Below are 18,609 nucleotides of genomic sequence, written 5' to 3' on the forward strand. Positions count from 1 at the left end.
CGTTAGCGCTCTTGGGAAGCGCTTAGCTTCCCAGAACCTCCCGGATGGCCCCGTTGGCGATGGTCAGCTTGGCGAAGGTCCAGCCGGCGCCCGAGGTCTCGATCTCGTCCACGGCCCCGCGCAGGGCTTCGACCTGACCCATGCGGGCGCCGATCCAGGCGTCGACGGCCGCCTCGGCCGAAGCCTCGCTGGCGCCCGCCGCCTCGGCCGAAGCCTTGGCCACGGCGCGGGTCAGTTGCTGCTGCTCGGCCATCAGATCCTGAATCAGGCGACGCACGGCCAGACGATCGAAGTGGTCGCCCGACGGGATCGAACCGGCCGCCACGCGCAGACGGTCGAAGTCAAAGGCGGCGCCGACCTGGTGATAGAGGCGGGCCATGGCCGGGGCGCTCCAGCCCAGTTCAGTGGCCAGATCGCCGATGTCCGCCGTGGCCACCATGGGCCGCAGCAGGGCGATGTCGCGCGCCAGATCTTCCGGCGCGCCTAGGCCGACAAACCTAGCGACGCGGGCTTCGAACTGCTGCTGCTCGAAGCGCGACAGCACTTCGGGACCGGCGGCGCGCAGGGCGTCGGCGGCGGGCTGATAGGCGGCGATCATGCCGCCGACCGTGGTTTCCGTGCGGGCCGCGCGGCGGGCCAGCCAGTAGGTCTGGCGACGCAGAACCTTGGCGATCTCCTGATAGAGCGCCGTCTGAGCCTCGGCCGGGATCTTCAGGTCCAGAGCCGAAACCGCCTTCCAGGCCTGATCCAGACGGAAGACCTGACGGGCCGTTTCAAACGCCGTGACCATGGCCGCGGTGTCGCATTCCGCCGCCGCGCGCAGGCGATCGGGGAAGGTCGGCCCGGCCATGTTGACGATCTCGTTCGACAGCACGGTGGCGATGATGTCGCGACGCAGGCGGTGGCCCTTCATGTCCTCTTCGAACTTCGCCAGCGGGGCCGGGAAGTAGTGGACCAGCAGGCGCTCGAAGAAGGCGTCGTCCGGGGCCGAAGAACCGACGATCTCGTCGAACAGCTCCAGCTTGGAATAGGCCGTCAGCACCGCCAGTTCAGGACGGGTCAGGGCCGCGCCTTGCAGCTTCATCTCGGCCATGCGGGCGTCGTCGGGCAGGTATTCCACCGCTCGGTTCAGCTTACCCAGGGCGGTCAGATGCTGCATGAAGGCCTGCTGGGCGTCGAGCGCGTCGGGCCCCTCTGCCTGTTGCAGGGTCAGGGCCAGGGTCTGGTCGTAGTTGTGCGCCAGGACCTTGAGGCCGACCTCGTCGGTCATCGACTTCAGCAGGGCGTTGCGGTCCTCGGCCTTGAGATGGCCCGAGGCGATGGCGCCGCCGGTGAGGATCTTGATGTTCACCTCGTGGTCGGAGGAGTCGACGCCGGCCGAGTTGTCGATGGCGTCGGTGTTCAGGCGCATGCCGGCCCGCGCCGCCTCGATGCGGCCCAGCTGGGTGGCGCCCAGGTTGGCGCCTTCGCCGAGGACCAGGGCCCGGACCTCGCCGCCGTTGATGCGGATGGCGTCGTTGGCCTTGTCGCCGGCCTGGGCGTTGGTCTCGCCCGCGCCCTTGATGTAGGTGCCGATGCCGCCGAAGTAGAGCAGCTCGGCGCGCGCCTTGAGGATGGCCTGCATCAGGGTGGTCGGGTCGACGGTGTCGGCCTCGATGTCCAGCAGGGCCTTGATCTGCGGCGTCAGGGTGATGGTCTTGGCCGCGCGCGAGAAGACGCCGCCGCCCTCCGAGATCAGGCTCTTGTCATAGTCCTGCCAGCTGGTGCGCGGCGTCTCGAACAGGCGCTGGCGTTCGGCGAAGGACTTGGCCGTGTCCGGGTTGGGGTCGATGAAGATGTCGCGGTGATCGAAGGCGGCGACCAGCTTGATCGCCTTGGACAGCAGCATGCCGTTGCCGAAGACGTCGCCGGACATATCGCCGACGCCGACCACGGTGAAGGGTTCGGACTGGATGTCCTTGCCCATCTCGCGGAAGTGGCGCTTGACCGCCTCCCAGGCGCCGCGCGCGGTGATGCCCATCTCCTTGTGGTCATACCCGGCCGAACCGCCCGAGGCGAAGGCGTCGTCCAGCCAGAAGCCGTAGGACTGGCTCACGCCGTTGGCGATGTCCGAGAAGGTCGCCGTGCCCTTGTCGGCGGCTACGACCAGATAGGGATCGTCGCCTTCCCAGGCCACGACATTGGCCGGGCGGACGGGCGCGCCGTCGCCGACGATGTTGTCGGTGATGTCCAGCAGGCCGGACAGGAAGGTCTTGTAGGCGCGGATGGCTTCGGCCTGGACCGCGTCGCGATCGCCGCCGACCGGCAGCTGCTTCGGATAGAAGCCGCCCTTGGAGCCGACCGGCACGATGACCGAGTTCTTGACCTGCTGGGCCTTCACCAGACCCAGGACCTCGGTGCGGAAGTCGTCGCGACGATCCGACCAGCGCAAGCCGCCGCGCGCCACGGGGCCGAAGCGCAGGTGGACGCCCTCGATGTGCGGGGCCCAGACGAAGATCTCGCGGAACGGCTTGGGCAGGGGCAGGTCTTCAAGTTCGCGCGAGGCGATCTTGATCGAGATATGCGCCTTCGGATTTCCCTCGGCGTCGACCTGATAGAAGTTGGTGCGCTTGACGGCCCCGATCAGCAGGGCGATGCGACGCAGCACCCGGTCGTGATCCAGGCTCTTCACGTCCTGAAGCAGGGCGATGATCTTGTCGTTGAGCTCGGCGACCAGGGCCTCGCGCGCTTCGACCGCGCCGCCGTGGGCCGGATCGAACTTGGCCTTGAACAGCGACAGGATGGCGCGCGCCACGGTCGGATATTCGCGCAGAGCCGCTTCCTGCACCGCCTGCGACGGGTCGAGGCCGGTCTGCTGGCGATAGCGGGCCAGGGTGCGGATCAGGGCCGCTTCGCGCCAGTCGACGCCCAGTTCCAGCACCAGACGGTTGAAGCCGTCGCTCTCGGTGCGGCCGGTCCAGACCGCCGAGAAGGCGGCCTCGAACGGGGCCTTGATGTCGGCGAAGGTCAGGGCCTCGCCGCGCGGGTCTTCCAGCAGGAAGTCGTGGATATAGATGGGGGCGTCGCCGACGGTGCGGACGACGTGGTCCGATTCTTCCAGGGTCTTCAGGCCCATGTCGGCCAGGATCGGCAGGACGTCGGACAGGGGCACGGCCGAGCCGCGACGATAGAGCTTGAAGCGGAACTGCAGCGGGCTTTCATCCGCCGTGCGGAAGGCGCGGACAGCCACCGGCTCGGCGTGGACGCCGTCGCCCATCGACCCGTCGTTCAGACGGTCGAACTGCTCCAGATCGGCCACGGCCTCGGCGGCGTCATAGCGATCGCGGTAGGAGACGCCGAAGCTGTCCGCCCATTTGGCGCTGGTCGGACCCACGGCGACTTCATCGACGTCGGCGGCGCGCAGGGCGGTCTCGAAGCGGTCGATCCAGCTGCGGCCGGCCTCGGCCACCTCGGCCTCCAGGGCCTTGAGGTCGGGGTTGAGGTGAGCGCCCGGCTCGACGCCGATGATGTAGTGGACGCGCGTCAGCGGCTGGTCCGACAGCTGCGGATACCAGGCCGACACCCGGCCGCCCCAGGCCTTGGCCAGGATGCCGCCGATGCGCTGGCGCAGGCCGGCGTCGAAGCGTTCGCGCGGAATGAAGCAGAGCACGGAGACAAAGCGGTCGAACGGGTCGCAGCGCGAGAACAGGCGGATGCGCGGGCGGTCATAGAGGTGCAGGATGCCGAGCGCCGTCTCCAGCAGCTCGTCCTCGCTGATCTGGAACAGCTCGTCGCGCGGGTAGTTTTCGAGAATGTTCTTCAGGCGCTTGTAGTTGTGGCTGCCCGGCGCCTTGCCGGCGCGGTCCAGGGCGTTGGCCACCTTGCGCCGGATCAGCGGCACCTCCTTGGCCATCTTGTCATAGGCTTCGGCAGTGAACAGGCCGACGAAACGGGTCTCGCCCGAGGCCTTGCCGTCCGCGCCGTACCGCTTGACCCCGACGTAATCCATGTAGGCGCGGCGATGGACGCGGCTGCGGATATTGGCCTTGGCCACCGTCACCGGCTCGCTGAGGTCCAGCTGACGCTGCATGGCGGCGGTCAGGACGGCGGGTTCCGAGGCGCGACGCAGGACGCGGCGTTCCGGGTCGCCGAGGACGCCAAGCCCCTGATCCGAGACGTCCAGCGGAGCTTCCGGGGCATAGCCGCCGTCGGCGCTGCGGGGATAGGCGTAGTCGCGGGCGCCGAGGAAGACGAAGTGATCGCTCTTGGCCCAGCGCAGGAAGGCGATGTTCTCGTCCAGAACGGCGGGATCGATGGCGGCGGGGGGGGCGGTTTCCAGCTGCTCGACCGCCTCGCGCATCAAGGCGACCATGGCGCCGTGGTCGGCCACGGCGGCGCGGACGTCGGCCATGGCCTGGGCCAGACCCTCGCCCAGGGCGTCGCGGCGCTCCTGCGGCAGGGGGTCGATGACAGCGATGATCAGCGAGTCGCGACGCCCCGCTGCAATCTCGACGATCGGGTGGAAGAGGGCGCGTACGGTGACGCCGGCGTCGGCCAGTTCGCCCAGGACGCTGTCGACCAGGAAGGGGGCGTCGTCCTGCAGGATCAGGACGCTGTCATAGCCGCTCGGCGCGCCGTCGGCGCCCGCCAGGGGGCTGACCGTGACGCGGGCCGGTTCGCCGGCCTGACGGGTCTGGGCCGAGCGCCAGGCCAGACCCAGAAGGGCGGCCAGATCGTCGCCGCCCAATTCGGGCGTTTCATCGGCGGCGTAGTCGTCAAAGGCCTGGGCCAGGAAGGACTTTTCAGCGGCGCCCGGCGGGCCGTCGACAATCCGCGCATAGGTCGCTTCCAGCGCCTCCAGAGTGGCTGGCGTGGCGGAAACTGTGCGCGGAGCGGCGGACATGATGTGGTCTCGAACAGCACGGCCTGAGGCCGCAGGGATTTGACCGCGCCACCTTAGCGTCGCTGACGGAACTGGCTAGGCCGTCCGAGGCGGCTCAGACCCTGAATTTCAGTGTGCAGCGCACCATGTTGCGCCAAGGGCCCACAGTTGGGCGAATTCCGGTCGCCAAAACTCCGTTGACGACAACAACCGCCCCAATTCAGCCGTGATCGGGCGAGCGCGAGTGCAGCAAGGCGGTCTGAAAAGAACAAGGCCGCCGAGCGTGAAACGCTCGACGGCCTGCTTGGGGTCCGGCGCAGGAGGGGGAGGGAGCGCCGGTCCTCTGGACTTCGCGGCCGGGAGGGGGAGGGGAGGCCGCGTCGTCTGATTGGGTAGATAGTCGTCAGATATGGCGGATCAAGGGCAGGATCAGCCGTCTTCGTCGTGTTTCTGATGCGGCGCCTTGCCGCGCCCCAAGAGGCGCTGGACCCATCCAGGACCCTCCGGCGCGGTCTCGGCCTCGAGCTTGCGCGGGGCATAGGGCTCGCCGTCGCCGGACAGCAGGACCGCGATCCAGCGCGAGCCCTTGAACTCGGCCAGGATGGCCATGGCCATCACCGCCAGCGGGGTCGAAAGGAACATGCCTGGCACGCCCCACATCTTGCCCCACAGGGCGAGGGCCAACAGGACGACCACCGGATCGATATTCTGATTATCGCCCTGCATGCGCGGCTGGATCAAATTGCCGACGATGAACAACAGGGCCTGAAGACCGACCAGAAGAATCAGGGCGGGCCAGTAGCTTTCGAACTGGACCAGGGCGAACAGGGGCGGGGCCAGGCCGGCGATGGCGCCGCCCAACACCGGAATGAAGCCGACGATGAAGATGACGAAGGTCCAGAACTCGGCGTTCTGAAGACCCACAGCCCGCATCAGAACCCAGGCGACCAGGCAGATCAGGGCGCCGGTGACAGCCTGAACCCACAGATAACCCTCGACCCCGCCGCGCACGCGATTGAACACCTCCAGCGCCTCATGCCGGGCGCCGCGTTCGGGGAACATGGCGACGATCTTCTTGCGGAAACCCGCCTGCGAGGCCAGCAGGAAGCCCAGATAGACCATGACGAAGAAGGCGCCCGAGGCCACGCCCTGGGCCTGCAGGGCGGCCTGGGTCAGCCAACCGCGCACGTCGATGCCGGCGATCAGTTCGTTCAGGGTCGGGGGCTCCTGGATGCCGACCAGGCCGCTGACGTCGGCGATGATGTGGTCCAGGCGCGGCCCGATGCTGGCCGAGACGCCGGAAGCGTCGGTGAAGAAGCCGGACGCGCCGTCGACGATGATCCAGATGGACAGCAGAAAGCCGATCACCACGACAGTCAGGGCGGCCGCCCCGGCGAAGCGCGACGGGACCGGGGTGCGATGCTCGATCGCGCGCTTCACCCCGTCGATCATGATCATCAGGAAGATGGCCATGGCCAGCGGCGTCAGGATGTCGCGCAGCCAGTAGAGGGCCGCCCCAGCCGCCACGACAGCGATCAGAACCAGGGCGTTGCGCGCGACCGACGAGGTCTGCAGGGAGATGGGCAGTTTCATGAGCGGGACTGTCAGGGTCGGCGGGGACAGCGTCAATCGCTGTAAAGCCGCACGGTTCCGTCTTGCGGCCCGGTCCCGGTCAGATAACCATGCGCCCAGACGCTGGAGACCGCCCGCATGACCGACGCCCCCGCCGCCCTCTTCCTCGGCCAGTCCTTCGAGGGCGCCGCAGAGACCCTGTTGTTCAAGCGCGCCAACCGGCACGGCGTCGTGGCGGGCGCCACCGGCACCGGCAAGACGGTGACGCTGCAAATCATGGCCCAGGGCTTCTCCGACGCCGGGGTCCCGGTCTTCTGCGCTGACGTGAAGGGCGACCTGTCAGGCATCAGTCAGGCCGGCGACACAGCCCGGTTCGGCGAGCGCGCCGGCGCCATGGGCCTGACCCTGACCGGCAAGGCGGCGCCCGTCGTTTTCTGGGACCTCTACGGCCAGAAGGGCCACCCGGTGCGCGCCACCGTCACGGACATCGGCCCGGTGCTGATGGCCCGGATGCTGGAGCTGAACGATGTGCAGGAAGGCGTGCTGACCGTCGCCTTCCACGTCGCCGACAAGGAGGGCCTGCTGCTGCTGGACCTCGAGGACCTGCGCGCCCTGCTGGCCTATGTCGGCGAGAACGCCCAGACCATCGGCCGCGAGGTCGGCAATGTCTCGCCCACCTCCATCGCCGCCATCCAGCGCGCCCTGCTGCAACTGGAGCAACAGGGGGGCAAGGCCTTCTTCGGCGAGCCGGCCCTGCGGCTGGAGGACATGATGCGGACCTCGCTGGACGGGCGCGGTCAGGTCAACGTCCTGGCCGCCGACCGGCTGATGAACAGCCCGCGCCTCTACGCCGCCTTCCTGCTGTGGCTGCTGTCGGAGCTGTTCGAGCAACTGCCCGAGATCGGCGACCCGGAGAAGCCGAGACTGGTCTTCTTCTTCGACGAGGCCCACCTGCTGTTCAACGACGCGCCCAAGGCCCTGCTGGAAAAGGTTGAGCAGGTGGTGCGCCTGATCCGCTCCAAGGGGGTGGGGGTCTATTTCGTCACCCAGAACCCCGCCGACATCCCGGACACCGTTCTGGCCCAGCTGGGCAACCGGGTGCAGCACGCCCTGCGCGCCTACACCCCCGCCGAACAGAAGGGACTGCGCGCCGCAGCCCAGAGCTTCCGCACCAATCCCGCCTTCGACACCGCCGAGGCCATTCAGGGCCTGGGGGTGGGCGAGGCCCTGGTCTCGACCCTCGACGACAAGGGCGCCCCGACCGTGGTGGCCCAGACCAAGATCCGTCCGCCGGATTCGCGCCTGGGTCCGGCCACCGAGGCCGAGCGCGCCGCCGTGATGGCCGCCAGCCCGGTGCGCGGAACCTACGACACCGCCGTCAACCGCGAGTCCGCCGAGGAGGTCCTGAAGGCCCGCCGCGCCCAGGCCGACCGCATCGAGGCCCAGACCCAGAGCGACGCCGCTGCGGTCAAGGCCGCCGAAAAGGCCGCCCGTTCCGCCCCAGCCCCGACCCGCGAACGCGCCGCGCCGCGCCCCCGCGCCTCGTCCCGTCAGACTCCGATGGAGGCCCTGACCAAGTCCGTCCTGCGCACCGCCGGCACCACCATCACCCGCGAACTGATGCGTGGTCTGCTGGGCAGCCTGAAGCGGCGGTAGAGAGAGGCAGCTAAGGGTGGTTAGCGAACCTCTGCGGGCTGGTTAGACCTGGGTCGGTAGCTATCCACTTCCGTTTGCGAGTGAGAACACTTGCCGATCTCATCAAGATACACCCCGCCGCGATCGTAGCAGGCATCAACGGTTAGCCAGTCATGTAGGATGAACTTCGCTCCGACCACGACACCGATTGCCGCCAGACCAACGCCAATCGCGATCACGTATCGTTTTTTCATCGGGCTATGAACTTGCCGCCAGACGGTCGATGTCAATGTCTGTTTTGGGTCGGAAGCGGACACTTACGGAGCCGACCTCAGGTTTGGTCCCAATCAAGCCAGACCTGAAACATTATGCGGTTCTTTTCCTTGGCCACATCAAGCAGCAACTGCTCGATGAACGTTACCGAGTCCGACGCCCGCTCCGGCCAGCTCTTCAACTTCTGTGTAGCGTCTTCTCCGTAGAGACTTAGGTCAAAACGGGCGACGTCGGCCCCACCATCAAGCTCGTAAGCCTCAATGTTGCTGATCACTCTATTGCCCGTCAGGCAGCGGTCTGACAGGGCCTTGAGGTCGTCCGGTGTCAGGTAGGGGCTAGGATAGTAGCCCGAGAGGCCAGCCACATAGACTGCCTTGACATCGGCCCCTCCGTCTCTCGGTTCTTTGTGCATATCTGGAGGCTAGGCGATGCCGCTAATGTCGCCAACGGGTCGAAACAGACTCTGCCCTCCCAACCTCAGCCCTTCGGCGTCAACCGCCACATCCGCAGCGGATGGCGCACCGCCCCGGCTTCCTGGCCCGCCGCGTCGCCACGGCCGACATAGAGGTCGGCGCGGACCGGGCCGCGGATGGCCGAGCCGGTGTCCAGCGCCATGACCAGGCCGCGGTAGCTGGCGCGGGCGCCGAGCAGATTGCCGCCGTCGGCCTCGATCCAGACCGCGTCGCCATAGGTCCAGCGCGAGGGGTCCACGGCCACGGAGCGACGCGCGGGCAGGGGGACGCCGGCGGCGCCGGTGGCCTCGTTGCCGTCGTCGGGACTGACGGTGAAGAAGATGTAGCGCGGGTTCAGGGCCATGACCGCGCGCGCCTCCGCCCCGCGATGGGCCGACAGCCAAACGCGAATGGCGTCGCCTGAGGTCCCATTTTGCGGCAGCAGGCCGCGCTCGGCCATGGGGCGGGCGATGCCGACGAACCTGGCGCCATTGTCGGCGGCGTAGGCGGCGCGCAGGCGGGCGCCGTCCGGGAAGGTCAGGGTGCCCGACCCCTGGATCTGCAGGAAGAAGAGGTCCTCGGCCCGCATCCAGGCCAGGGCCGACGACTGGGCCGAGCCCGCCTCGATCGCCGCGCGGTCGCCGACGCTCGACAGATTGGCCGGGCGGCTGAGGACCGGAGCGTCAAACTCGTCGTCGGGGGCGCGCCGCGCCGCATATTCCGGGGCGAAATAGGCGGTCAAAAGGCCGGGCCCGCCATCGTCGGTCCGGGCCTCGACGGCGACGAAATTGGCTTCAAGGAAGGCGCGGGCCTCGCTGGGCGTCAGGCGCGAAGACGACAGGGCGCGAGCGCGCAGGCAGACGGCGTCGGCCCCTCCGCGCCGGGCCGGCCCGCAGCCGACGGCATAGGCGCGAAACGCCGCCAGATGGTCTTCCTCGGCCCAGCCGGGCAGGGCGGCGAGGCTGAAGCCCTCGACCGAGGCCGTGGGCGGAGGAACGGGACCGGGGCCTATGGGGGGCAGCGGCGTCACGCGCGGCGCCGAGGCGCAGGCCGCCGCCAGCAGCAGCAGGGCCAGGGCGGCGAGCTTCATCACGCCCGACCGCCCTCGGTGCGGGACGGGCGGCAGGGCGGCGGCGCGCATCAGGCGCTGGCCGGCTCGACGCGGGCCAGAGCCCAGTTGGGATCGGCGGCGCCCAGGGCGCGTTCGAAGGTCCACAGCTCGGCCGTGCGGCGTTCCTCGGTGGTCGTCTCGCCCTCGGCCGGGGTCACGGTGCTGCGCATCTCGGCCAGGAAACGAACCTTGGCGACGGCGCGGTCGTCCCTGACCGTGGCCAGTTCCAGGTCAGCGCGGGGCGGGTGCAGGAATTCGGTCTGTTCGCGGTCGCCGCGCGCTTCACGCGCCGCGATCCCGGCCTCGAACGAGGTCATGACGGTGGGGGTCAGCAGCGGCCGCAGAGCCTCGCGGTCGCCCGAGGCGTAGCCGCGCACGATGGTCTCATAGGCCTGGCGGGCGCCCTCGACGAAACGCACGGGATCGAAGCCCGGGTCGCGGGCCTTGAGCCCGGCGACGGCGGCGGCCGTGGCGGCGTCCAGGCCGGGAGCGGCGGGGGCCGGCGCCGGACCGCCAAGCGCGGCGGCTTGAGGCAGGCGGGCGTCTTCCTGAGGCTGACGCCCGACCTTCTTGCCCAGGACGTTATAGAGCATGAACAGCAGCACCGCGGCGACGATGGCGAACATGACGATCTGGAATTGGATGGGCACGGGCTTCACCTGATTGGCGCGCGCCCAAGGGGGGCGACGGGCGCGCATCTGTTATTGTCAGGATTAGGGGGCGATCCCGCCGCGCGCAAGGCGAGGGGGGCTCAGAACGCGGGTCTCGCCGTTGCGGCCAATAGCCTCGCCGTGGTAGTCGCGGGCCCTTCATCCCGGACCCGGAGCGGTCCGGCGTCCCTTGTTTTTCAGACTGACGGCTAACTTCATGACCGACGCCACCGCCCCCGCCGACGCCGCCGCCAACGGCCAGACCGAGCCGACGCAGGGCCAGCCCGCGGGTCCGGGCTTCCGCATCATGGCCCAATATGTCCGCGACCTGTCCTTCGAGAACCCGCGCGCGCCGGAAAGCCTGCGCATCGAGGGCAAGCCCGCCATCGACATGGGCGTGGAAATGAACGCCGCCGGTCGCCCCGACGGCCTGTTCGAAGTCGACCTGAAGCTGTCGGTCAAGGCCACCGGCGACGACAAGAACGCGGTGTTTCACGTGGAACTCGTCTACGGCGGCCTGTTCGCCCTGAGCGGCGTCTCGCCCCAGGACATCGAGCCCCTGCTGCTGATCGAATGCCCGCGCTACCTCTTCCCCTTCGCGCGCCAGATCATCGCCCAGGCCACCTCGGACGGCGGTTTCTACCCGCCCTTCATGGTCGATCCGATCGACTTCGCCGCCATCTATGTCGCCCGCCAGCAGCAGATCGCCAGCGGCCCGGCCGAAACCGGCCAGGCATAAATCATAAGTGAAGACCGCTAACGCGAGGCGCGGGGCGCCTCGCTGCTTGTGCGGAAGGTTGGGGGGCGTCCTTCCTTTGGGGGCGCCCCTTTTCTATGCCGAAAGGGGACCGTCATGCTGAAGGTCATCGCCGAGGTCTTCATCAAGCCCGAACACGTCGAGACGGTCATGCCGCTCTATCGCGAACTGGTGCGGCTGACGCGCCAGGAGCCGCTCTGCGTCGCCTATGATCTGTTCACGGATCGGCGCCAGCCCGGCCACTTCATCTTCATCGAGGCATGGCCCGATCAGGCGGCGCTGGACGCCCATTGCGCCAGCGAACACTTCCGCCGCCTGGTCCCCCAGATCGACGCTTTTCAGGACAAGGCCGGGACCTATATCCTGATGGACGCCGCGCTCTAGGCGGCGGCTTCATCCTTGGCTTCGACCTCGACGGTCACGCCATAGCCGGCCCACAGGCTGTAGTCCTTCAGCGAGGACTTCAGGAAGGCCCGATGCGCCGCCTGCTCGGCTTCGGTCGAGCGGAAGGGCAGGGGATTGGGTCGCGCGCCGTGGCTCAGGCTGGCCGCGGCGGCCATGGCCTGAGGACTGCGGGCCGTGGTCAGGTCCAGCGCCCTTTCCTTGCCGCCGCGCAGCTCCAGATAGACCTCAGCCAGCAGACGGGAGTCGATCAGGGCGCCGTGCAGGGTCCGGTCCACCAGTGAAATCTTGAAGCGCTTGCACAGGGCGTCCAGCGAATTGGGCATGCCCGGAAAGCGCTTCTGAGCCAGCTGCAGCGTATCGATCCAGCGATCCTGCGGCGGCGGCTTCTGACCGATACGGCTGTATTCGAAGTCGATGAAGTTGCGGTCGAAGTTGGCGTTGTGCGCGATCAGAGGCGCATCGCCGACGAACTCCAGCAGGTCGGCGGCGATCTCATGAAACTTGGGGGCGTTCTTGACGTGGTCGTCGGTGATGCCGTGGACCCGGATGGCGTCCGGCGGGATCAGACGTTCAGGATTGACCAGGCGGTGGAAAGTCCGACCCGTGGGCAGCAGGTCGTAGATCTCGATGCAGCCGACCTCGATCAAACGGTCGCCCGTCTTGGGATCAAATCCTGTGGTTTCAGTATCAAGAACGATTTCGCGGGCCATAGCCCCTTAATGGGGCAAGCCGCGCCCGGACGAAAGGGCCGGCTCAGTGCCGGCGCGGGGGCGTCCACGCGGGATCGAGAACTGTCCCCACGATTTGGCGCACCTGATCGCGCGCTGCGTCCAGCCCGCGACCGGTATCGACGAGGAAGTCGGCGCGGCGACGTTTCTCGGCGTCAGGCGTCTGGCGGGCCAGGATGGCTTCGAACCGCTCGTGGGTCATGCCGGGGCGGGCCAGGACGCGCGCGGCCTGAACCTCGGGATCGGCCGTGACCACGACCACGGCGTCCACCAAGGCCTCGCCGCCGGTTTCGAACAGCAGGGGGATGTCGAGCACGGCCAGACGGACGCCCTCAGTGCGCGCCGCCGCCAGATCCTGAGCCCGGTCCTGCCCCACCAGGGGATGGACGATGGCTTCCAGGCGTTTGAAGGCGGCCTCGTCGCGACCCAGCGCCTCGGCCAGGCGGGTGCGGTCCACGGCGCCATCGACGACCACGCCGGGAAAGGCCTGAGCCAGGGGTTCGACCGCCGCCCCGCCGCGCGCATAGAGGCGGTGCACGGCGGCGTCGGCGTCCCAGACCAGAGCGCCTTCGTCGGCGAACATCCGCCCCGTCGTCGACTTGCCCATGCCGATGGAGCCGGTCAGGCCAAGGATGATCACACGCCTTCTCCCAGATGGGCCAGCAGCAGGGCGCGCAGGTCCAGCGGCGGCGGCGGGCGACGGAACAGGGCGGTGAAGGAGGGCGCCGCCTGACCGATCAGCATGGCCAGACCGTCCACCGTGGTCAGACCGCGGGCGCGCGCTGCCGCCAGAAAGGGGGTGACGACGGGCTTGTAGGTCATGTCCATGACCACGGCGCTCGGCTTCAGCAGCGCCAGGTCGATGCTCGGTTGAACACTGAGGGCGTTGATCACCAGGTCGGCGGAGGCCAGGGCGGTCTCGTCGGCCACGCTCACCGACGCGCCCAGGTCGGCGGCCAGGGCCTCGGCCCGGTCTTGCGAGCGATTGAGGATGTGGATGGTCGCCCCCGCCTCGATCAGGGCGCCCGCGCCAGCGCGGGCCGCCCCGCCGGCGCCCAGCATGACCACGACGGCGCCTTTCAGCTTCAGCGCCGGCGCCTGGTCGGCCAGGGCGCAAAGGACGCCGACGCCGTCGGAGCTGTCGGCCCGCACCCGGCCCTTGTCGAAGACGAGGATATTGGCCGAACCGGTCGCCTGGGCCGCTGGACTGGCTTCATCCGCCAGGGCGAAGGCCTGTTCCTTGAAGGGGGCGGTGACGTTCAGGCCCTGGACCAGACCCGCGCGGCCGGCGGCGACCAGGATGTCGAACCCGGCGGCGTCTTGGGGCGCGAACGGCATATAGGCGCCGTCGATGGCGCCGGCCTCCAGCCAGGCGTTGTGGATCACCGGGCTAAGCGAATGGGCCACCGGCTGACCGGCGATGCCCGCCAGCAGGGCGGCGCCGGTGATGCGGTTGGTGCGAAAAGGGGAGGGGCTCACGAGACGATCACCCCGGCGCGGCGCAGCTCGGCCAGCACCGGCCACAGCGGCAGGCCGAGCACGGTGAAATAGTCGCCCTCGACCGCCTCGAACAACTGTGACCCCAGGCCCTCCAGCCGGTAGGAGCCGACGCAGGCCAGCAGGGCCTCGCCCTCCGCCGCCAGATAGGCGTCGAGGAAGGCGTCGGAGAAGTCGCGCATCCTCATCTCGACGGTGTCCACGCCGGACCAGACCACCTGGCCGTTGCGGGCCAGGGCCGCGCCGGAATGCAGCTGATGCGTCCGGCCGCGCATGGCGACCAGGCGTTCGCGCGCCGCCGCCAGCGTCGGGGCCTTGGAGACCAGGCCGCCGTCGAAGGCCAGGGTCTGATCGGCGCCCAGGACCCAGGCGTCGGCGTCGTGGCGCGACACGGCGAGGGCCTTGGCCCGCGCCAGTTCGACCGCCAGTGCGACCGGATCGACGCCCGGGGTCTTCAGCCTGTCCTCGTCCACGTCGGCGACCTGAACGGTGAAAGGCACGCCCGCCTCGGTCAGGATCGCGCGTCGCGCCGCGCTCTTGGAGGCCAGGATCAGGCGTTCGCCGTCAGTCGTCGTCACGAGGGGGCTCCGGGAGTGTCCTGGCGGCGGCTGCGCCGCTCGCTCAGCAGGTTGAGAATGGCGGCCGCGGTCTCCTCGACCGAGCGGCGGGTGACGTCGATGGTCGGCCAGCCGCGCCGCTCGAAGGCGCGGCGCGCCTTGACGGTTTCATCGCGCACCGCCTCATGATCCACATAGTCGGAGGCGCGCGCGGCGTTCAGACCCTCCAGCCGGTTGCGGCGGATCTGCACCAGACGATCCGGCGAGACCGTCAGGCCGACGACCAGAGGGTTCTTCAACTGGGTCAGTCGCTCGCCATCTTCCTGGCCCGGCACCAGCGGCACGTTGGCGGCGCGAATGCCGCGATTGGCCAGATAGATGCAGGTCGGGGTCTTGGAGGTCCGGCTGACGCCGCACAGGACCACGTCGGCGTGCTCCAGCTGTTCCAGCGTGCCCTGGCCGTCGTCGTGGGCGATGGCGAAGTCCAGGGCGCCGATGCGATTGAAATAGCCGTGGTCGAGGGCGTGCTGAGCCCCGACGCGGGTCGAGATGTTCGTGCCCAGATAACCCGACAGCGCCCCGACCAGAGGGTCCAGCGCCCCGATCTGCGGCGTCTGCAGCCGACGACAGCCTTCTTCCAGCTGTTCGCGCAGTTCGCGGTCGACCAGGGTGTGCAGCACCACGCCGGGCGCTCCGGCGACCTCTTCCAGAACCCGCTCCATCTGCTTGGGCGAACGGACCAGAGCATAGATGTGTTCGATGGGAATGACGCCGTCGAACCGGGCGATGACGGCCTTGGCCATGGCGTTGAGGGTCTCGCCGGTCGAGTCCGAGACCAGATGGACATGGAAATAGGTGGCGAGACGCGACGAGGGTCGGGCGGGGCTCATGGCTCTGATCGTCTCCTCATCCTCAAACCGCCCCGGATAGCGGCGGACTCTTTCCCCCCAGCCTGTGCAAAAGCCGGGGCGCCGTTCGACATCGCCTGGGCGCCGACGGGGCGCCGATTGGGCGCCGAATCCTCTAGCAAGCTCAGACGCGGGTCGCGAGCGGGGATCACGGGCGCCGATTGCCGAACGGCGCCTGGAGTCGTTCATACAGGCGCCGAATTATTATCCTCACCAGGGGATAAGGCGCCTTGTCCAGAATTGGCGCCCGGCGCCTTTCCCACAACGGCGCCCAGATCGGACTCCCGTCATAGCGGACTCAGAGCCGGTTATCCCCGTAATCAACACACCATGACGGCCCCCTCAGGAATCGTTCTTCCGAAATCCGGGAAAAACCTGTCGATGGACGGGAGTTCCGAATTCTATCCCCGCTGTCCAGCGCCCTGCTTCCAACCTCCAATTCTTTCAAATTCTTATTCTTGAATAGGGATTGAGGCTTGGGGGTGTGCATCCTAAAGCCCAGACCATGAGCACTCCTCTTCTGATCCAGGCTCTCCAGGGCCAGACTACGACCCGTCCGCCCGTGTGGTTCATGCGTCAGGCCGGGCGCTACCTGCCCGAGTACCGCGAGCTGCGGGCCAAGGCGCCGGACTTCATCGCCTTCTGCCACAACCCCGAGATGGCGGCGGAAGCCACGCTTCAGCCGATGCGCCGGTTCGGCTTTGATGCGGCCATTGTCTTCGCCGACATCCTGCTGATCCCGGGCGCTCTGGGACAGAAGGTCTGGTTCGAAGCCGGCGAAGGTCCGCGCCTCGGCGCCCTGCCGTCGGTGGAGTCGATGCGGGAGCTGGCTTCCGGGGCGGGAGAGGCCCTGAAGTCGGTGGGCCATACCCTTAGCCTGGTGCGGGCTGAACTCGATCCGTCCAAGGCCCTGATCGGGTTCGCCGGCGCGCCCTGGACCGTGGCCACCTATATGCTGGACGGCGAAGCCCGGACGATCATGAAGGGCGAGCGCGCTGCGGCCCGGACCTACGCCTATGCCGAACCGGAAAAGGTCGCAGCCCTGCTGGAGGTTCTGGTCGAGGCTACCGCCCATTATCTGAAGATGCAGCAGGACGCCGGCGCCCAGGTGCTGAAGATCTTCGAGAGCTGGGCCGAGGGCCTGCCCGACGATCTGTTCGAAATCCTGGTCCTGAAGCCTCACCAGGCGCTTGTGGCGCGCGCCCGGGCCCTGGGGGTCACCGTGCCGCTCATCGGCTTCCCAAGAGGCTCTGCGGCGCTTGCAGAGCGTTACGCGAGCGAGTGCGACGTCCAGGCCGTGGCGCTGGACACCGCCTGTCCTCTGGAAGTCGGCAAGCGGGTTCAGGCCATCAAGCCCATTCAAGGCGCGCTCGACCCCCTGTTGCTGCGTGCCGGCGGTCCCATGCTGGATCGTCGCGTCGATCAACTGATGGAGGCCTGGGGTCAGGGGCCGTGGATCTTCAACCTGGGTCACGGCATCCTGCCGGACGTGCCGATCGCGCACGTCGAACAGGTCCTGCGTCGGATCGGCGCCCAATGACCCAGACCGCCGAGAACAATCGTCCGGGCCGACGCGTGGCGGTGGTGCTGACCAATCTCGGCGGGCCGGACGGACCGGACGCGGTCAAACCCTTCCTGTTCAACCTGTTCAACGACCCGGCCATCATCGGCTTGCCGGGGATTGTCCGCACGCCCCTGGCCCGGCTGATCTCCTCGCGGCGCGAAAAGTCGGCTCAGGCCAACTACGCCCGGATGGGCGGGGGCTCGCCCCTGTTGCCCGAGACGCTGAAACAGGCGGCGGCTCTATCGGAAGCTTTGGCCGATGCGGCGCCGGGCGACGAGACCGAGGTCTTCATCGCCATGCGCTACTGGCATCCCTTCACGGAGGATACGGCGCGGGCGGTGGCGGAGTTCCAGCCGGATCACGTGGTGCTGCTGCCGCTCTATCCGCAGTTCTCGACCACCACGACCGCTTCGTCGCTCAAGGCCTGGCGCGAGGCCTACAAGGGCCCGGGCGAGGTCCACGCCGTCTGCTGCTATCCCGACGCCGAGGGCTTGATCGAGGCCCAGGCCCGGCTGATCCGCGCGACCATGGACAAGGCCGAGGGCCGGCCGGTCCGGGTGCTGTTCTCCGCTCACGGCATCCCTGAAAAACTGGTCGCCGCCGGCGATCCCTATCAGGCTCAGGTCGAGGCCACGGTGGCCGCCGTCGTCGCCCGTATGGGGCTGAGCGACTGGGCCATCTGCTATCAGAGCCGGGTCGGGCCGCTGAAATGGCTGGGGCCGTCGACGCCCGAGGCCGTTGAGCAGGCGGGCCGGGACGGGGTGGGGGCTGTGGTCGTGCCGATCGCCTTCGTGTCCGAGCATATCGAGACCCTGGTCGAGCTGGATCACGAATACGCCGAACTGGCCGAACAGGTCGGTTGCGCACCCTATCTGCGCGCGCCGGCCGTGGGCGTGGAGCCCGCTTTCATCACCACCCTGACCCAGGCGGTCGAGGCGGCGCTGAAGACCCCCGGCGTCGCGCCTCAGGGTGTGGCCAAGGGCGCCTTCTGCTCCGGGCTGAAAGCCTGCGCCAGCGGCTGTTCAAAACGCGCCAAAGCCGCCTAGGATCACGCCATGAACGCCTATGATCTCGCTCGCGGCCTGCATATTCTGGCGGTCATCGCCTGGATGGCGGGAATGCTCTTCCTGCCGCGCCTCTATGCCTATGACGCCGAGCAGAACGGCAAGCCAGAGCCCCTCCGAGCCGAGATGCAGGCCCTGCTGAGGACCTGGCAGACAAGGCTGCTGCGCATCATCATCAATCCGGCGATGATCCTGGCCTTCGTCTTCGGCGGTTGGCTGATCTGGATCGACGGCACGGGGCGTGGATGGGATGTGTTCCAGCAGCCCTGGATGGTGACCAAGCTGACCGGCGTCTTTTTGCTGGCTGGCTGGCATGGCTTCCTGGCCCGCGAACGCAAGAAGATCGCCGCCGGAACATCGAAACACTCCGGCCGCTTCTGGCGTATGACGAATGAAATCCCCTTCTTGCTGGCCATCATCATGGTGCTGTCGGTGACGCTGGAGTGGAGGTTTTAGGGCGCTATCGCGCGCGACGCGGTCGCGCGCGGCTTGAGCGCACGAAGCGCCAGGCCACGTCGGCTCGAAGCGTGGAGCCTTTTGACCGCGGCCAAAAAGAATGGCCTTGCTTGACGGCG

16 protein-coding genes are annotated in these 18,609 nt (G+C 68.3%); 6 read left to right on the forward strand and 10 right to left on the reverse strand.

Annotation, left to right across the window (positions count from 1 at the left end; genetic code table 11):
• Window positions 1–22: 22 nt before the first annotated feature.
• Window positions 23–4,882 carry an NAD-glutamate dehydrogenase gene (locus P0Y52_14680; GenBank protein ID WEK57769.1) on the reverse strand — a complete coding sequence of 1,620 codons (4,860 nt, stop codon included), beginning with the start codon at window positions 4,880–4,882 and terminating at the stop codon, window positions 23–25.
• Window positions 4,883–5,290: 408 nt separating this feature from the next.
• Window positions 5,291–6,454, reverse strand: a complete 1,164-nt coding sequence (locus tag P0Y52_14685; GenBank protein ID WEK57770.1) for an AI-2E family transporter — start codon at window positions 6,452–6,454, stop codon at window positions 5,291–5,293.
• Between the two features lie 117 nt (window positions 6,455–6,571).
• On the opposite strand from P0Y52_14685, the gene P0Y52_14690 reads away from it, so the two are divergent.
• A complete protein-coding gene (locus P0Y52_14690; GenBank protein WEK57771.1) occupies window positions 6,572–8,089 on the forward strand; it encodes a DUF853 family protein in 1,518 nt (505 codons plus the stop codon).
• A 310-nt stretch (window positions 8,090–8,399) separates the two neighbouring features.
• On the opposite strand, the gene P0Y52_14695 is transcribed toward P0Y52_14690, so the two are convergent.
• The 3 genes from P0Y52_14695 to timA form a co-directional block, all read right to left on the reverse strand.
• Window positions 8,400–8,705: a hypothetical protein gene (locus P0Y52_14695; GenBank protein WEK57772.1), complete on the reverse strand. Its 306-nt coding sequence runs from the start codon at window positions 8,703–8,705 to the stop codon at window positions 8,400–8,402.
• Window positions 8,706–8,818: 113 nt separating this feature from the next.
• On the reverse strand, window positions 8,819–9,934 hold the full coding sequence (locus P0Y52_14700) for an MltA domain-containing protein (GenBank protein ID WEK57773.1): 1,116 nt from the start codon (window positions 9,932–9,934) through the stop codon (window positions 8,819–8,821).
• Complete coding sequence (timA, locus tag P0Y52_14705) at window positions 9,934–10,548, reverse strand: TIM44-related membrane protein TimA (GenBank protein WEK59507.1); 615 nt, start codon at window positions 10,546–10,548, stop codon at window positions 9,934–9,936. Before timA ends, P0Y52_14700 begins: the two co-directional genes overlap by 1 nt.
• Window positions 10,549–10,771: 223 nt before the next feature.
• On the opposite strand from timA, the gene secB reads away from it, so the two are divergent.
• Together secB and P0Y52_14715 are read left to right on the forward strand one after the other, a co-directional pair.
• A complete protein-coding gene (gene secB / locus P0Y52_14710) occupies window positions 10,772–11,293 on the forward strand; it encodes a protein-export chaperone SecB (GenBank protein ID WEK57774.1) in 522 nt (173 codons plus the stop codon).
• 114 nt (window positions 11,294–11,407) lie between these two features.
• On the forward strand, window positions 11,408–11,695 hold the full coding sequence (locus tag P0Y52_14715; protein ID WEK57775.1) for a putative quinol monooxygenase: 288 nt from the start codon (window positions 11,408–11,410) through the stop codon (window positions 11,693–11,695).
• Here P0Y52_14715 and dnaQ read toward each other — a convergent pair.
• From dnaQ to P0Y52_14740, 5 genes are read right to left on the reverse strand one after another with little or no spacing between them, the layout of a single operon-like run.
• Window positions 11,692–12,426, reverse strand: coding sequence for a DNA polymerase III subunit epsilon (gene dnaQ, locus P0Y52_14720; protein WEK57776.1), 735 nt, complete (start codon window positions 12,424–12,426; stop codon window positions 11,692–11,694). The genes P0Y52_14715 and dnaQ overlap by 4 nt on opposite strands.
• Before the next feature lie 43 nt (window positions 12,427–12,469).
• Complete coding sequence (coaE, locus tag P0Y52_14725) at window positions 12,470–13,084, reverse strand: dephospho-CoA kinase (GenBank protein ID WEK57777.1); 615 nt, start codon at window positions 13,082–13,084, stop codon at window positions 12,470–12,472.
• A complete protein-coding gene (locus P0Y52_14730; GenBank protein ID WEK57778.1) occupies window positions 13,081–13,923 on the reverse strand; it encodes a shikimate dehydrogenase in 843 nt (280 codons plus the stop codon). Before P0Y52_14730 ends, coaE begins: the two co-directional genes overlap by 4 nt.
• Window positions 13,920–14,519 (reverse strand): Maf family protein, encoded by a 600-nt coding sequence (locus P0Y52_14735; GenBank protein WEK57779.1) that lies wholly within the window; start codon window positions 14,517–14,519, stop codon window positions 13,920–13,922. The genes P0Y52_14730 and P0Y52_14735 overlap by 4 nt, the downstream gene beginning before the upstream one ends.
• Window positions 14,516–15,388 (reverse strand): kinase/pyrophosphorylase, encoded by an 873-nt coding sequence (locus tag P0Y52_14740; protein WEK57780.1) that lies wholly within the window; start codon window positions 15,386–15,388, stop codon window positions 14,516–14,518. The genes P0Y52_14735 and P0Y52_14740 overlap by 4 nt, the downstream gene beginning before the upstream one ends.
• 523 nt (window positions 15,389–15,911) lie before the next feature.
• Between P0Y52_14740 and hemE the strand changes: the two genes are divergently transcribed.
• The 3 genes from hemE to P0Y52_14755 are packed head-to-tail and all read left to right on the forward strand — an operon-like array spanning window position 15,912 to window position 18,490.
• On the forward strand, window positions 15,912–16,946 hold the full coding sequence (gene hemE, locus P0Y52_14745; GenBank protein WEK57781.1) for a uroporphyrinogen decarboxylase: 1,035 nt from the start codon (window positions 15,912–15,914) through the stop codon (window positions 16,944–16,946).
• On the forward strand, window positions 16,943–18,016 hold the full coding sequence (gene hemH, locus P0Y52_14750) for a ferrochelatase (GenBank protein WEK57782.1): 1,074 nt from the start codon (window positions 16,943–16,945) through the stop codon (window positions 18,014–18,016). The genes hemE and hemH overlap by 4 nt, the downstream gene beginning before the upstream one ends.
• 9 nt (window positions 18,017–18,025) lie before the next feature.
• Window positions 18,026–18,490 (forward strand): CopD family protein, encoded by a 465-nt coding sequence (locus P0Y52_14755; GenBank protein ID WEK57783.1) that lies wholly within the window; start codon window positions 18,026–18,028, stop codon window positions 18,488–18,490.
• The last annotated feature ends 119 nt before the right edge of the window (window positions 18,491–18,609 follow it).

The sequence above is a fragment of the Candidatus Brevundimonas phytovorans genome (assembly GCA_029203145.1).
Lineage (GTDB): Bacteria > Pseudomonadota > Alphaproteobacteria > Caulobacterales > Caulobacteraceae > Brevundimonas > Brevundimonas phytovorans.